The 14,556-nt window shown below is 62.4% G+C and carries 13 protein-coding genes; 5 read left to right on the plus strand and 8 right to left on the minus strand.

Annotation, left to right across the window (positions count from 1 at the left end; all coding sequences use genetic code 11):
* Positions 1-22: 22 nt before the first annotated feature.
* Entirely contained in the window at positions 23-1,621 is a 1,599-nt protein-coding gene (aceB, locus tag GTP58_RS28530; protein WP_161080345.1) for a malate synthase A, read from the minus strand.
* A gap of 190 nt (positions 1,622-1,811) precedes the next feature.
* Here aceB and GTP58_RS28535 point away from each other — a divergent pair, with 190 nt between their 5' ends.
* A complete protein-coding gene (locus tag GTP58_RS28535; RefSeq protein WP_072790173.1) occupies positions 1,812-2,723 on the plus strand; it encodes a LysR family transcriptional regulator in 912 nt (303 codons plus the stop codon).
* A 62-nt stretch (positions 2,724-2,785) separates the two neighbouring features.
* Here the strand turns inward: GTP58_RS28535 and GTP58_RS28540 are convergent, their stop codons facing one another.
* From GTP58_RS28540 to GTP58_RS28560, 5 genes are all read right to left on the minus strand, one after another.
* Positions 2,786-2,989, minus strand: a complete 204-nt coding sequence (locus GTP58_RS28540; protein ID WP_008448165.1) for a cold-shock protein — start codon at positions 2,987-2,989, stop codon at positions 2,786-2,788.
* Between the two features lie 256 nt (positions 2,990-3,245).
* Complete coding sequence (locus tag GTP58_RS28545) at positions 3,246-3,599, minus strand: Hpt domain-containing protein (protein WP_161080346.1); 354 nt, start codon at positions 3,597-3,599, stop codon at positions 3,246-3,248.
* A gap of 5 nt (positions 3,600-3,604) precedes the next feature.
* Positions 3,605-4,255 carry a uracil phosphoribosyltransferase gene (upp, locus tag GTP58_RS28550; RefSeq protein ID WP_161080347.1) on the minus strand — a complete coding sequence of 217 codons (651 nt, stop codon included), beginning with the start codon at positions 4,253-4,255 and terminating at the stop codon, positions 3,605-3,607.
* Positions 4,256-4,295: 40 nt separating this feature from the next.
* Complete coding sequence (locus GTP58_RS28555; RefSeq protein WP_161080348.1) at positions 4,296-4,877, minus strand: TetR/AcrR family transcriptional regulator; 582 nt, start codon at positions 4,875-4,877, stop codon at positions 4,296-4,298.
* Positions 4,874-6,550: an isovaleryl-CoA dehydrogenase gene (locus tag GTP58_RS28560; protein ID WP_161080349.1), complete on the minus strand. Its 1,677-nt coding sequence runs from the start codon at positions 6,548-6,550 to the stop codon at positions 4,874-4,876. The genes GTP58_RS28555 and GTP58_RS28560 overlap by 4 nt, the downstream gene beginning before the upstream one ends.
* Before the next feature lie 135 nt (positions 6,551-6,685).
* On the opposite strand from GTP58_RS28560, the gene GTP58_RS28565 reads away from it, so the two are divergent.
* The 4 genes from GTP58_RS28565 (at position 6,686) to GTP58_RS28580 (ending at position 12,139) form a co-directional block, all read left to right on the plus strand.
* Positions 6,686-7,888, plus strand: coding sequence for an acetyl-CoA C-acetyltransferase (locus GTP58_RS28565; protein WP_161080350.1), 1,203 nt, complete (start codon positions 6,686-6,688; stop codon positions 7,886-7,888).
* 11 nt (positions 7,889-7,899) lie between these two features.
* Positions 7,900-8,757, plus strand: coding sequence for an enoyl-CoA hydratase/isomerase family protein (locus GTP58_RS28570; RefSeq protein ID WP_161080351.1), 858 nt, complete (start codon positions 7,900-7,902; stop codon positions 8,755-8,757).
* A gap of 212 nt (positions 8,758-8,969) precedes the next feature.
* Complete coding sequence (locus GTP58_RS28575) at positions 8,970-10,643, plus strand: bifunctional diguanylate cyclase/phosphodiesterase (RefSeq protein WP_161080352.1); 1,674 nt, start codon at positions 8,970-8,972, stop codon at positions 10,641-10,643.
* Positions 10,640-12,139, plus strand: a complete 1,500-nt coding sequence (locus GTP58_RS28580; RefSeq protein WP_161080353.1) for an HDOD domain-containing protein — start codon at positions 10,640-10,642, stop codon at positions 12,137-12,139. The genes GTP58_RS28575 and GTP58_RS28580 overlap by 4 nt, the downstream gene beginning before the upstream one ends.
* On the opposite strand, the gene GTP58_RS28585 is transcribed toward GTP58_RS28580, so the two are convergent.
* Together GTP58_RS28585 and aroC are read right to left on the minus strand one after the other, a co-directional pair.
* Positions 12,136-13,287, minus strand: coding sequence for an MFS transporter (locus tag GTP58_RS28585; RefSeq protein WP_161080354.1), 1,152 nt, complete (start codon positions 13,285-13,287; stop codon positions 12,136-12,138). The genes GTP58_RS28580 and GTP58_RS28585 overlap by 4 nt on opposite strands.
* A gap of 3 nt (positions 13,288-13,290) precedes the next feature.
* On the minus strand, positions 13,291-14,388 hold the full coding sequence (gene aroC / locus GTP58_RS28590; protein ID WP_161080355.1) for a chorismate synthase: 1,098 nt from the start codon (positions 14,386-14,388) through the stop codon (positions 13,291-13,293).
* Positions 14,389-14,556: the final 168 nt, after the last annotated feature.

Raw genomic sequence — 14,556 nt, forward strand, 5'->3', positions numbered from 1 at the left:
TTTTGTTTTTAGATCGCTGTTTTTAGATCTCTTCGTACAGCGGCAGCGTCAGGAACTCTTCAAACGCTTCAGAGGTCGACATCTGCTCGAAAATCTGCGCCGCGCGCGGATAGGTCGGGCCGTCGCCGCCCGGGGCGGACGCCTGCACCTTGGCCAGCTCTTCCGGGATCATGGCGCGCACCATGTCGGCGGTGACTTTGCGGCCATCTTCCAGCACGCCCTTGTCGGAACGAATCCACTGCCAGACTTGCGAACGGCTGATCTCGGCGGTGGCCGCATCTTCCATCAGGTTGTGAATTGGCACGCAGCCGTTACCGGTCAGCCAGGCGCCCAGGTAGTGGATGCCGACATTGATGTTGTAGCGCAGGCCGGCTTCAGTGATCGGCGCTTCCGGCTTAAAGTCCAGCAGCTGCTCGGCATGCACTTCCACGTCCAGACGCTGTTTCTCGATCTGGTTCGGCTTATCGCCCAGCACTTTCTTGAACTCGGCCATGGCCAGGTCCACCAGACCCGGGTGGGCTACCCAGCCGCCGTCGTAGCCGTCGGTGGCATCGCGCGCCTTGTCGTTGCGCACGCCGCCCATGGCGACTTCGTTTTTCTCTGGGTCGTTCTTGATTGGAATCAGCGCCGCCATGCCGCCGATTGCTGGCGCATTGCGCTTGTGGCAGGTCTTCAGCAGCAGCAGTGCGTAAGCGCGCATGAACGGCGAGGTCATGGTGACCTTGGCGCGGTCGGCCAGGCAGAATTCCTTGTCCAGCTTGAACTTCTTGATGCACGAGAAAATGTAGTCCCAGCGGCCGGCGTTCAGGCCCGAGCTGTGTTCGCGCAGTTCGTACAGGATCTCGTCCATTTCGAAGGCAGCCAGGACGGTTTCGATCAGCACGGTGGCTTTGATGGTGCCCTGTGGCAGGCCCACTTCCTTCTGTGCCAACACGAAGATGTCGTTCCACAGACGCGCTTCCAGGTGCGATTCCATCTTCGGCAGGTAGAAGAACGGGCCGGCGCCGCGGGCGATCTGCTCTTTGGCGTTGTGGAACAGGAACAGCGCGAAGTCAAAGATGCCGCCCGAGATGCGCTTGCCGTCTACCAGCACGTGCTTCTCGTCCAGGTGCCAGCCGCGTGGACGCACCACCAGCGTGGCCACTTTGTCGTTCAGCTTGTAGGACTTGCCGTTCTGTTCCAGCGAAATGGTGCCGCGGACGGCATCTTTCATATTGATCTGGCCCGTGATCTGGTTGTCCCAGTTTGGCGTGTTGGAATCTTCGAAGTCGGTCATGTAGCTGTCGGCGCCCGAGTTCAGGGCGTTGATGACCATTTTGCGCTCGACCGGACCGGTGATTTCCACGCGGCGGCACTCCAGCGCTTTCGGGATCGGCGCGATGCGCCAGTCACCATTGCGGATGTGCGCGGTATCGGCCAGGAAATCTGGACGCTCGCCCGCATCCAGGCGCTTGGCGCGCTCGACGCGCACGGCCAGCAGTTGCTGGCGACGGGATTCAAACTCGCGGCTCAGCTTGGCCACCAGTGCCAACGCGTCGGGCGTCAGGATTGCTTCGTAACCGGGCTTGATCTCGCCCGTGATTTCCATGCCTGCTGGCAAAGTGAGGGTGGACTGCGTCATGAGGTGATCTCCGTAAAAAAATAACAACGAATCAGGACATTATATGCTTGTTGCACTGCGATGTTTTTAGTGTACAAACTCAGTTACAACATGAATTGTTTTACAGTATATTCACTCGTTAGTTATGCAAACAAGACTAAAAATCATTTCATCTATGCGTTTTTGTACAAAATGACGGGGACAGGCGGGTATGGGGCAATTCAGACAGATTTCCACTTTCGTTGAAGTGGTTGCCAGAGGCAGCCTTTCCGCCGCCGCACGCGCGGAAGGCATTGCGCCCGCCATGATAGGCCGCCGGCTGGACGCGCTGGAGACCCGCCTGGGGGTCAAGCTGCTGCAACGCACCACGCGCAAGCTGGCGCTGACCGATGAAGGCGCGGCGTTCCTGGAGGACTGCCAGCGCATCCTGGCGGAGCTGGAAGAAGCGGAATCCGCCGTTACCGAACGTAGCGCCAATGCCACAGGCCACCTCATGATCTCGGCGCCAGCCGGTTTTGGCCGCCAGCACGTGGCGCCGCTGCTGCCGTCCTTCCTGGCCGAACACCGCGATGTGACGGTGACGCTGAACATGAGCGACCGCGTGGTCGATATCGTGGGCGAAAGCATCGATGTGGCGATCCGCATTGCCAGCCTGTCGGATTCCAGCCTGGTCAGCGTCAAGCTGGCCGATAACGAGCGCGTGGTGGTCGGCGCGCCGGCCTACCTCAAACGCCATGGCGAACCCAAAGCCCTGGCCGATCTCAGCAAACATAATTGCCTGGCCATCAGCAGTGAAGGCAGCCAGCGCGGCTGGACCTTCCGTGAAGGCGGCAAGAACGTGGTATTGAAGGTCAACGGCAATATGGCGTGCAACGACGGCCAGGTGCTGCACGAATGGGCGCTGGCCGGCAAGGGCCTGGCGTGGCGGTCGATGTGGGAAGTGGGCAGTGCGATTGAGGCAGGCAAGCTGCAAACCGTGCTGGACGGCTACTCAGCGCCGGGCAATGACATCTATGCGGTGTTCGCCCAGCGCCGCCATCTGCCGCTGCGGATACGGGCCTTTGTGGACTTCCTGCGCCATACCTACGCGCAGCCGGACTACTGGCGCAAGTCGGGAAAGTAAACCGTACAGATAAAAAAAAATCCTCGGGTACCGAGGATTTCTTGATCGTTAGATCCAGCGTATTACAGCGGCTGAATGTTCGAAGCTTGCTTGCCTTTAGGGCCAGCAGTTACTTCGAAAGAAACGCGTTGGTTCTCTTGCAGCGACTTGAAGCCAGCCGACTGAATCGCCGAGAAGTGAGCGAACAGATCTTCGCCGCCTTCGTCAGGGGTGATAAAGCCGAAACCCTTCGAGTCATTGAACCATTTTACGATACCAGTTGCCATTACAATTCCTATTTCAGTTAATTTGGGCTTGCGCCCGTGATATCGTTTTTGAGGCAAGAAAGACAAACTGTACTACTCTTGAATCTAAACGATGCCGCATTATACCCATTTACGAGAGAAAAGCACGTTTTCACGCAAATAAATGCACAGCGTCGCATTTTTTGGTAGAAAACCCTCGCGTCGGGCCGTAAAAGTCACTATAGACGACTTAATCGTATCGGGTTTGAGCTGCATCAAGCGCACGCTTGATCGCGGATCAAGCGTACTGGCTGGCTTTGGGATCGCGGCCGGCCCAGGCCAGCAGTTTTTCCACCTCCGCCGGCACCGGCGACCAGCCGGTGTGGGTGGTCAGCACGCCACGCACCATCTGTTCAATCCGGCGCGCTTCCGCGCCCAGCGTGGGAAAACCAAAGGTGGCCGCCGATCCAGCCCAGCCGTGCAACAGCTCGTGCAGCTGGTGCAGTGCCGCTTCCGGTGGCGACTCGCCGCCCGCCACGCAGTCCGCCAGCGCGGCGCGGATTTTTTCGATGGTCAGCGGCACGGTGGCGGCGAATTTTTCGTTCAGGGCTGCCAGGCGGGCGCGGAAATCTGGATCGACAGGAGTGGCCATAGGAATTATTTGGTGCCGAAGATACGGTCGCCAGCGTCGCCCAGGCCAGGCACGATGTAAGCGTGGTCGTTCAGGTGCGAGTCCAGCGAGGCGCAGTAGATCTTTACGCCCGGGTGGGATTTCTGGAACACTTCGATGCCTTCCGGTGCGGCGACCAGCGACAGGAAGATGATCTGGTCATCGCTGACGCCGCGCTTCTTCAGCACGTCCACCGCGTGCACCGCAGAATTGCCGGTGGCAACCATCGGGTCGCACAGGATGAAGGTGCGCTCGACCAGATCCGGCAGACGCACCAAGTATTCCACCGGCTGGTGGGTTTCCGGGTCGCGGAACACGCCGATGTGGCCGACGCGGGCCGATGGCACCAGGTCCAGCAGGCCGTCGCTCATGCCGATACCGGCGCGCAGGATAGGAACGATGGCCAGTTTGCGGCCGGCGATGACCGGCGCTTCAATCGTCATCAGCGGCGTTTCGACGGTGCGGGTGGTCAGCGGCAGGTCGCGGGTGATTTCGTAACCCATCAGCAGCGTGATTTCCTTGAGCAGATCGCGGAAGGTACGGGTCGACGTGTCCTTGGCGCGCATGTGGCTCAGCTTGTGCTGGATCAGCGGGTGATCGGTGATGAACAGGTTCGGAAAACGCGGGTCTTGTTTCATTGGATGTGCTCTTGTCTAGGCAGTTGTAAGCCGCATTATACTAGGCCTCCGGGCCTAAAAACATGGCCACCGCCTCGGCCGCGATCTGGTCCAGGCCCGATCCCTGCCCCGGCTTGTACCACAAGACCGTGTAATTAACGGCGCCCATCAGCAGCAGCCGGGCCACCGCGCTATCGCTTTTCAGCAGGCCGGCGGCGGACAATTCATTGACCACATCCTGCCACAGCTGGTCGTAGCGGTCACGCAGCACTTGCACGCGCTCGCGCAGCTCAGGCGTCAGACGGCGCCAGTCGTACAGCAGCACCGGGATGAAGTCATGACCCTCGCCCAGCACGATCTCCAGGTGGGCGCGCACCAGCGCCTGAAACTTGGCGCGCGGCGCCAGCGCGCCCGCCGCAATCGCTTCGGCGGCCGGCAGCCCGGCCACCAGTCCCTCCTCCATCACCGCCGCCAGGATCTCCTGCTTGCTCTTGAAATGATAGAACGGGCTGCCCGAACGCATGCCGACGGCATCGGCGATGTCGCGCGTGGTGGTGCCGTCAAAGCCACGTTCGCGGAACAGGCGTGCGGCCACGCGCACCAGGTCGGCGCGCCGGTTGTCGATCGCAACGGCGACCGTCATTCGACCAGTGCCCGCGCCAGAATCGCCGCGCAATCGACGCCCGGCGGCAAGCGGCCGTAGGCGCCGCCCGGTTCGCGCTTGAGGCGCGAGGCCATGAACGCCGCCGACACATAGCCCGGCGCATGGCGCAGCAGCAGCGCCGCCTGCACTGCCAGCACCACCCGCTCCGCCAGCACACGCGCGGTGAATTCGTCCGGCTGCTGTTGCGTCAGATCGGCCATCAGCGTGGAGCGGTAGGCGACAAAGAAGGTGTCGCCGTTGCCTGCCAGGGCCAGTTCGGCGGCCAGCGCTTCGCGTGCTTCCGGCGACTTGCTCAGGGCACGCAGCAGGTCCAGGCACATGACGTTGCCCGAACCTTCCCAGATCGAGTTGACCGGCAATTCCCGGTACAGCCGCGCCAGCGGACTCTCTTCCACGTAACCGCTGCCGCCAATGACTTCCATCGCTTCCGCGCCGAAGCCGGGACCACGCTTGCAGACCCAGTACTTGCCGGCCGGCGTCAGCACGCGTGCCAGCATGGCCTGGAGCGGATCGCTGATCTCGTCGAAGCAGCGCGCCAGCCGCATCGCAAACACGGTCGCGGCCTCCGACTCCAGCGCCAGGTCGGCCAGCACGTTCTGCATCAGCGGCTGTTCGGCCAGCGAGCGGCCAAACGCCACGCGGCGGCGCGCGTGATGCAGCGCGTGCGTCAACGCGGCACGCATCGCGCCGGCGCTGCCCAGCACGCAATCCAGCCGCGTGTGGCTACCCATCTCCAGAATGGTGGGAATGCCGCGTCCCTGCTTGCCAATCAGCCAGCCGTAGGCGCCAGTGAATTCCACTTCCGACGAGGCGTTGGAGCGGTTACCCACCTTGTCTTTGAGACGCTGCACGCGGATCGCATTGCGCTCGCCGTTCGGCAGATAGCGTGGCAGGAAGAAGCACGACAGCCCCGCACTGCCGTCCGTATCGGTCTGCGCCAGGATCAGGTGCGCGTCGCTTTGCGGCGCCGAAAAGAACCACTTGTGGCCGACGATGCGGAACACGTCTTCGCCCTCCTCGCCAAACAGCGCGCGCGCTTCCGAAGGCAGCACAGGCTCGGCGCGCGTGGTGTTGGCGCGCACGTCGGAACCGCCCTGCTTTTCGGTCATGCCCATGCCGATAATGGCGCCGCGCTTTTGCTCGATCGGCAGCGAGCGTGGATCGTAGTCGTTGGAGAGTATCTTGGGCAGCCACCTGGCGGCGATGCGTGGCGCTTGCCTCAACGCCGGCACCGACGCGTAAGTCATCGTCACCGGGCACTGCGAACCGTTCTCCAGTTGGCCGAACAGCAGATAGCGCGCGGCGCGCGCCACCTGTGCACCGGGGCCGCCCTGCCATGGCGACGAATGCGTGCCGTGGCCGATCAGCAGCGCCATCAAGCCATGCCAGGAGGGATGGAACTCCACCTCGTCAATGCGCTGGCCTTGCCGGTCAAAATTATGCAGCGTGGGCGTGTACAGATTGGCGAGGCGCGCCAGGTCCAGCGTCTCTGCGCGTCCCAGCTCCGCGCCCAGCGCATGCAGCGAGGCGGCGGCATCGGCAGCGCCTTCGCGCAGCAGCGCTTCCCGCAAGGCCGGATCGGCCGCGTACAGGTTGACGTTTTCAAACGGCGCAACAGTATTGCGCACCTCATGGGTATCGAAAGCCTGCATCTTGTCTCCGTTCAAAACGATGGTGTTGGTTTTATTGAACAATGCCCAGACTAGCCCAATCCACGGGACGAAGCAAGCAGTTGCTTTGTTGCATAAACAACCATATGATGAGCGCACAACCGGGACGGAAAGCACATGAGCGACGCTTACATTTATGAGGCCATCCGCACGCCGCGCGGCAGAGGAAAGAAGGACGGCAGCCTGCACAGCGTCAAGCCCATCACGCTGCTGACCGGCCTGCTCAGCGAACTGCAGAGCCGCCATCAGCTGGACACGGCGCTGGTCGACGATGTGGTGCTTGGCTGCGTGACGCCGGTCGGCGAGCAAGGCGCCAACCTCGCCAAGATCGCCGCGCTGGCCGCCGGCTGGGACTGGAAAGTCGCCGGCATGCAGCTGAACCGCTTTTGCGCGTCGGGGCTGGAAGCGGTCAATCTGGCGGCGCAAAAAGTGCGTTCCGGCTGGGAAGACCTGGTGGTAGCGGGCGGCCTCGAGTCGATGTCGCGCGTGCCGATGGGCTCCGATGGCGGCGCCTGGTCGCTGGACCCTGAAACTAGTTTAAAAACCGACTTCGTCCCGCAAGGCATCGGCGCGGATCTGATCGCCACGCTGGACGGCTATCACCGCGAACAGCTGGACGCGTTTGCACTGCGCTCGCAGCAGAAAGCCGCAGCCGCCCGCGCCGACGGCCGCTTCCGCTCCATCGTGCCGGTGTGCGACCAGAACGGCGTGATGATTCTGGCACAAGACGAATGCATCAAACCCAGTACCACCATGGCGATACTTGAAAGCCTGAAGCCTTGCTTTGAAGCGCAGGGCCGCATGGGTTTCGACAGCACCGCCCTGCGCAAGTATCCGCAATTGCAGCGCATCGACCATCAACACACGGCAGGCAATTCCTCCGGCATTGTGGATGGCGCGGCGCTCGCACTGATCGGCAGCCAGGCGGCGGGTGCGCGCATCGGCCTGCAGCCGCGCGCGCGCATCATCGCGGCGGCGCTCAGCGGCAGCGAGCCCACCATCATGCTGACCGGGCCTGCTCCCGCCGCGCGCAAGGCCTTGCAGAAAGTCGGCCTGTCGATCAACGACATCGACCTGTTTGAAATCAACGAAGCCTTTGCTGCCGTGGTCTTGCGTTTCATGCGCGAACTGGACGTCCCCGAAGACAAGGTCAACGTCAATGGCGGCGCCATCGCCCTCGGCCATCCTCTGGGCGCCACCGGCTGCATGCTGCTCGGGACCTTGCTGGATGAACTGGAAGCGCGCCGGCTGTGGCGCGGCATGGTGACCATGTGCGTGGGCGGCGGCATGGGCATCGCCACCATCATCGAACGGGTTTGAGCGGAGCGCGCATGATCACCACGCATCAAACCGGCGCTGCTCTCAACGTGCTGCTGGCCGCGCGCGCGATCAATCCGCTGAGCCGCCTGTTCCAGCGCGAACTGGCGGCGTTGCTGGATCGGCTGGAACAGCGCCGCACGCCGCTCGGCGCCATCATTATCAGTTTTGACGCCGAAGCCAGTGTCAACCACCACGAGCGCGAGCATCTGATGGCGCTGACGCCCGCGCAAGCCGGCGACTGCATGCAAATGCTGAGCACCTACAACGCGCTGCTACGCCGGCTGGAAACGCTGGACGTGGCGGTGGTCGCGGTGCTCAGTGGCGATATCAGCGGCCATGCGTTTGCCTTTGCGCTGGCCTGCCACCACCGCCTCGCCTTGCGTCAAACGCGTTTCAGCCAACCACAAGCCGGACAGGGACTGACGCCGGTCGCTGGCGGCATCGCCCGCACCGTGCGGCTGGCCGGCCTGCAGGCCGCCCTGCCCCTGCTGCTGGAAGGCGCCACACTGAGTGCGGACCAGGCGCAGCGCGCGGGGCTGCTGCATGCGGTGGCCGACAGTCAGGCCCAACTCGCCGCGCTGGCGATCAGTGTCCAGCACAGCATCCGGACCGTCCAGCCATGGGACGCCAAACAGGCGACTTTGCCCCGCGGTGTCCTGGACAGCGCACCGCTACGCCCGCTGCTGCAAACCACGCCAGCCATGCTGCGCGAACGCGCGGGCGGGCCGTCCCCCGCAGCGGAAGCGGCACTGTGCGCGATGGTCGAAGGACTGTTGGTGGACTTTGAAAATGCACTGCTCATCGAGAGCCGATATTTTTGTCAAACCGCCATTACTTCGCCCCTCCGCAAGAGTGGTTTTTCACTCTGAAAAGCGGTTTTTCGAACTATCTCAAGAGATTTCTCAAAAAGTCGCTGTAATGTTGTCTTTTTTCATGCAATTTGACTCTCATCAGTGATACATTTCGTTATGGTTTTGCAAGATTCAAGCAGCCCAATAGTTACACGCATAATTTGAAAGAATAGATCTTCGCGATGCCAACCAGTGTTCTGCCCCAGCTCCGTCATGAATTGGATAACCTCATGGAAGAGGCTGGCGATGTTGTATTCCGTTTGAACCAGCAGGGTCAGCTGTTGTTCGCCAGCCGGCGTGCCATCGCACGCATCGGCAGTGCCACGCCGCTGCTCGGCTGCACGATGGCCACGCTGCTGGCCGATGGCGACCAGGCCCAGCTGGCCGGCGCGCTCATCGATGTCGCCGCATCCCACACCACCCGCCTGCTTGAAGCGCGCCTGAAAACGCTGGACATCGAGCCGTGGCACGAATTCCGCATTTCCGCTTACAACAATGCCGACGGCATCACCGAACTGCTGGTGGTCGGCCGCGACATGACCGTGCAGCACGCCACCGAAGAACGCCTGCGCCACATGGCCACGCACGACGCTTTGACAGAACTGCCAAACCGCCTGCTGCTGTCGGACCGCATGCGCATGGTGATCGCCAACGCGCGCCGCTCCGGCCAAGGCTTCTCGGTCGCCAACATCGGCCTGGACGGCTTCAAGAAAGTCAACGATGGCCTGGGCCATCCGATCGGCGACGCCATGCTGCGCATGGCCGCCCAGCGCCTGCGCAAGACACTGCGCGACAGCGACACCCTGGCCCGCGTCGGCGGCGACGAATTTGTTGCGATCTTGCCGGGTACCGCTACCGAAGCGCAGATCAAGCTGGTCACCGGCCGCCTGATCGCCACGCTGCAGTCGCCGTTTGAAATCGAAGGCCACACCATCTACATCGGCGCCTCGGTGGGCGTCTCGGTCTATCCGCAGCACGCCGAAGATGAGATCCGCCTGCTGGCGCTGGCCGACGCCGCCATGTCGCGCGCCAAGGAAACCGGCAAGGCCCGCGCGCTGGTCTACAGCCCTGCCCTCGCCGGTCCGCCGCAGCACGACATCTCGCTGGAAGCGGCGATGTTCCAGGCAGTGCGCGAAGGCGAATTCCTGCTGTACTACCAGCCCATCGTCGATGCCCACACACGCGAAATCCAGGGCTTTGAAACGCTGATGCGCTGGAAGCATCCAACGCTGGGCATGGTGCCGCCGGCACGCTTCATTCCGATTGCCGAGACCAACGGCCTGATTAATCTGCTCGGCGCCTGGGCCCTGAAAGCCGCCTGCGTGCAGCTCAAGCAGTTTGAAGAGGTGGCCAAGCGCAGCTTGTACATCTCTGTTAATATCAGCCCCCGACAGTTCCGCAACGATAAATTTTTAGATGTGCTGGATGATGCGATCGCCTTCTCCGGCCTACTTGGTGAGCAATTGGTTTTAGAAATCACAGAAGGCACACTGATGATCGATCCAGTGCATGCCGAGTCCATCCTGTCCAAAATGGCCGAGCGCAAAGCCCGCATCGCCATCGACGATTTCGGCACCGGCTACTCCTCGCTGGCCTACCTCAAACGCTTCCCGATCTCGGTACTCAAAATCGACCGCACCTTCATTCGCGACCTGCCAGGTTCGGCCAAGGACGGCGCCATCTGCAATGCAGTGCTGGATCTGGCCAAGCACCTGGACCTGTCGGTGGTCGCAGAAGGCGTGGAAACCGAAGAACAGCTGCAGTACCTGGAAGAACGCGGCTGCCAGTACATCCAGGGCTACCTGACCGGTAAGCCAATGGCCGCCAACGTCGCGCTGGCAGCGCTCAAGGAAAGCATTCACGCCAAACTGGTGCCGGCAGAATTGCGACAGGTGGCGCAATGATCAACAGCTACAAGGCCAGCACGCCCCTGGGCAACAAGACGCTGACCGAGCTGGGAGACTGCACGCGCCGGCGCGGCGACATGCCGGGCTTCGCCAAAGCTATCACCGCCATCCTTGGCGCCATGCGCGGCGAGGATGAACAGGAATTCAACATGACGCGCACGGTGCTGTCCGATCCCGTGCTGACGCAGAAGGTCCTGCGGCTGGCCAACAGCGGCATGTATTCCGCTTTCGGCCAGCACGTCAACACCGTCTCGAAAGCCGTGCTGGTGCTCGGCACGGAAGCCATCGGCCATCTGGCGCTGGGCCTGAAGCTGATTGAAGAACTGGCCGCCACCTCCACCGACACCACGGTCGCCCATATCGAGATGGAAAAAGCGGTGCTGGCCGGGATCGTGGCGCAGCAGATCGCCTACACCGCCGAAAGCCGTCACGGCGAAGAAGCCGTGGTGTGCTCCATGCTGCACACGCTGGGCCGCATGATGCTGACCTTCTACATGCCGGACCGCTGGCACGAGCTGCAACGCCTGGCCGACCAGGACGGCCGCTCGGTGGAAGACGCCGCGCCGGAATTCCTCGGCCTGAGCCTGGAGGAAGTGGGCCATGCAGCCGCGCTGCACTGGGGCCTGCCCGCGTCGCTGGTGAACGGCATGCGTACGGTGATGCCGCCGCCGGAACCGCAAGCGGAAATTTCGGCCGCCGACTGGATCGCCGGCCTGTCCACCATGTCCGCCATGTGTGCGGAATCGCTGTGGCATGACGACGCGGTGGGCGCCGAGAAAGTCAAACAGCTGACCGAAAGCTATGCCGGCATGCTGGGCGTGGAAGCGCCCAATCTGATTCACGCCATCGAGCAGGCCAAAGTCATCGCCGCCAACGACCTCACCATCGCTCCGCTGTCGCGCCCTGCCGAACGCCGCGCCAAGGCGCTGGCCAAGACGCGCCAGCGCGCCGCCGGCAACAAGATCCTGCTCAGCGGCCTGTCCGACATGCGCGACGTGCTGGATACCGCCAGCCCTGGCCAGATGGTGCAGATCGCGCTGGAGACGGTGTACAAGGGTCTGGACTTCTCGCGCGCCGTGGCCTTCGTCCGCAACCGCAAGGACAACACCTATTCGGCCAAGATCAGCTTTGGCGAAGGCACGCGCGAACTGCTGGCCGGGATGACCTTCGACGACGCCTACGAACCCAATGTGTTCCACGCCGCCCTGAACAGCGACCGCGTGATCTTCATTGAAAACGCGCGTGACGCCAAGTTCGCCGCCAAGCTGCCGCTGTGGTGGAAATCATCGTTATCGGAAGCGCGCAGCTTCGTGATCCTGCCACTGTCCGCCAATGGCCAGCCGGCCGGCTTCCTGTATGGCGACTGGGACGATTCCTTCCCGCCGATCTCGCTGAGCCAGACCGAGTTCTCGCTGCTGAATGACATGCGCGCCATGGTCGTGCGTGCGGTCGAACGCCGTCACGGCATCACGCCGGAACCAGTGGTGCGTTAATACCGGTCGCGCTGCTGCCAGCGGAAGGACAGCATGGCAGCCAGCGCGGACAACACCACCAGCACCGACGCCACGTAGTACACCGACTCGGCGCCCGCCCGCTCCCACCACTGCGCCAGGAACAAGCCGCCCAGCGATCCGCCGATGCCGTAAGAGATGCTCATGTACAGCGCCTGCCCGCGCGCCTGCAATGGCCCCGAGAACCAGCGCTGCAGCGACATCACGGAGGACGAGTGATGCAGCGCGAAGGTGGCGGCATGCATCAGCTGCGCCAACACCAGCAGCCACAAGATGTGCGAGCCCAGACCAATCATCAGGAAACGCAGCACCCCGACAGCCAGCGTCAGATACATCATGCGCTGCGCGCCCCAGCGCCTGAACAGCGGCGCCTGGAAGTAGAACAGCAGCACCTCCGCCAGCACCCCGAGCGACCACATGGCGCCTATCACCGTCTTGCTGTAGCCATTGCGCTCCAGGTACAGCGAGTAGAAGGTGTACAGCGAAGTATGCGCCGACACCATCAGCGCGGTTGACGCAAAGAAGGCAATCACCTCGCGCCGGCGCAGCAGCGACAGCAACGGCGGTGGCGGCGTCTTGTGCGTGCGGCGCGGCACGTCGCGCAGGCGGAACGCGGCAAGGATGGTCGCCACCAGCAGCGCCACCGCCACCCACGGCAGCGTAACGATGCCATAGTGCTCGAGCGCGATCGAAGCCAGCGTCACCGACACGATAAAGCCGATCGAGCCCCACATGCGGATACGGCCATAGTAGGTAAGATCGCCCTTCATCTCGGACAGCATCAGCGCTTCGCAGATGGGCGCCTGGCCGCTTGTGAACAGGTTGAGTATCACCATGGCCAGCATGAAGTGGCCAAAGGTGCTGCCGATGAAGAAGCCCGAGAAGCCGACCAGCGCGGCAAAGCCGGCCAGGCGCAGCACCAGCACCCGGCGGTCGTAATGATCGGCGACATAGCCCCAGACGTTGGGGCCGACGATGCGCAACACCTGGATCATCGACATCAGCACGCCGATCTGCGCGACCGTCATGCCTTTATCGGCAAAGAACAGCGTCGCGTAGGTGCTCCAGGTGCCAGCGTGCGCGTAGTAGCAGAAGAGGAATAAGGCGAAACTCAGTGCTTGCGCGGGCACCGCTTACAGCTCGATGTTGGGTGTGGCCACCTTGACGTCGCCGCACTGGGCGCGGTGCATCAGCGCATGGTCGATGAGCACCAGTGCCAGCATGGCTTCCGCAATCGGCGTCGCGCGGATGCCCACGCAGGGATCGTGGCGGCCGAAGGTCTCCACCATCACCGGGTTGCCCGCCTTGTCAATTGACGGACGCGGCGTGCGGATCGAGGACGTCGGCTTGATCGCGATTGACACCGTGATGTCCTGCCCCGTCGACAGGCCACCCAGTACGCCGCCGGCATTGTTGCCCACGAAGCCTTGTGGCGTCAGCGGATCACCGTGCTCGGTGCCCTTCTGCGCAACCGACTTGAAGCCGGCGCCGATTTCCACGCCCTTGACGGCGTTAATCCCCATCATAGCGTACGCGATGTCGGCATCCAGCTTGTCGTAAATCGGCTGGCCCAGGCCGACCGGGATATTCTGCGCAATCACGTCGATGCGCGCGCCGATCGAATCGCCGGCCTTGCGCAGGTCGTCCATATAGGCTTCCATGCGTTCGATCACGGCGCTGTCGCCGGTGGCGGCAAAGAACGGGTTGTCCGGCACGTGTTTCCAGTCCTGGAACGGCACTTCGATTTCGCCCAGTTGGCTCATGCAGCCTTTGAACACGGTGCCGTACTGCTGGTACAGCCACTTCTTGGCAATCGCCGCTGCGCCCACCACCGGCGCGGTCAGGCGTGCCGACGAACGGCCGCCGCCGCGCGGATCGCGAACGCCGTATTTATGCCAGTAGGTGTAGTCTGCGTGGCCAGGGCGGAAGCTGTCGGCGATATTGCCGTAATCCTTGCTGCGCTGGTCTTCGTTGCGGATCAGCAGCGCGATCGGCGTGCCGGTGGTTACGCCCTCGTACACGCCGGACAGAATCTCCACCGTATCCGACTCCTGGCGCTGCGTCACATGGCGCGACGTGCCCGGTTTGCGACGGTCCAGTTCCGGCTGAATGTCAGCTTCCGACAACGGTAATCCGGGTGGGCAGCCATCGATCACACAACCAATCGCGGGACCGTGCGACTCACCAAAGGTAGTAACGGAGAACAATTTGCCAAAAGTATTACCGGACATAGGAAAAGAATCTTCGGGAAAAAGTGGAAAGTTCCTTATTCTACCAGTCCGCGCACTGTGGCGTCCTGTCTGCGAAATAATTTCCACAAAGCAAGTTTCGCTTGGTAAAATTTCATTCTTTTGATACAAGTATGGTGTAACTTGCACATCGGCGCACAAGCTTCCGCT

It is taken from the genome of Duganella sp. CY15W, from assembly GCF_009857555.1.
Lineage (GTDB): Bacteria > Pseudomonadota > Gammaproteobacteria > Burkholderiales > Burkholderiaceae_D > Rugamonas > Rugamonas sacchari.

Bases quoted from the DNA above. Each gene is read 5' to 3' on its own strand.
- aceB (WP_161080345.1), bottom strand. From the start codon at position 1,621: ATGACGCAGTCCACCCTCACTTTGCCAGCAGGCATGGAAATCACGGGC.
- GTP58_RS28535 (WP_072790173.1), top strand. From the start codon at position 1,812: ATGGGGCAATTCAGACAGATTTCCACTTTCGTTGAAGTGGTTGCCAGA.
- GTP58_RS28540 (WP_008448165.1), bottom strand. From the start codon at position 2,989: ATGGCAACTGGTATCGTAAAATGGTTCAATGACTCGAAGGGTTTCGGC.
- GTP58_RS28545 (WP_161080346.1), bottom strand. From the start codon at position 3,599: ATGGCCACTCCTGTCGATCCAGATTTCCGCGCCCGCCTGGCAGCCCTG.
- upp (WP_161080347.1), bottom strand. From the start codon at position 4,255: ATGAAACAAGACCCGCGTTTTCCGAACCTGTTCATCACCGATCACCCG.
- GTP58_RS28555 (WP_161080348.1), bottom strand. From the start codon at position 4,877: ATGACGGTCGCCGTTGCGATCGACAACCGGCGCGCCGACCTGGTGCGC.
- GTP58_RS28560 (WP_161080349.1), bottom strand. From the start codon at position 6,550: ATGCAGGCTTTCGATACCCATGAGGTGCGCAATACTGTTGCGCCGTTT.
- GTP58_RS28565 (WP_161080350.1), top strand. From the start codon at position 6,686: ATGAGCGACGCTTACATTTATGAGGCCATCCGCACGCCGCGCGGCAGA.
- GTP58_RS28570 (WP_161080351.1), top strand. From the start codon at position 7,900: ATGATCACCACGCATCAAACCGGCGCTGCTCTCAACGTGCTGCTGGCC.
- GTP58_RS28575 (WP_161080352.1), top strand. From the start codon at position 8,970: ATGGAAGAGGCTGGCGATGTTGTATTCCGTTTGAACCAGCAGGGTCAG.
- GTP58_RS28580 (WP_161080353.1), top strand. From the start codon at position 10,640: ATGATCAACAGCTACAAGGCCAGCACGCCCCTGGGCAACAAGACGCTG.
- aroC (WP_161080355.1), bottom strand. From the start codon at position 14,388: ATGTCCGGTAATACTTTTGGCAAATTGTTCTCCGTTACTACCTTTGGT.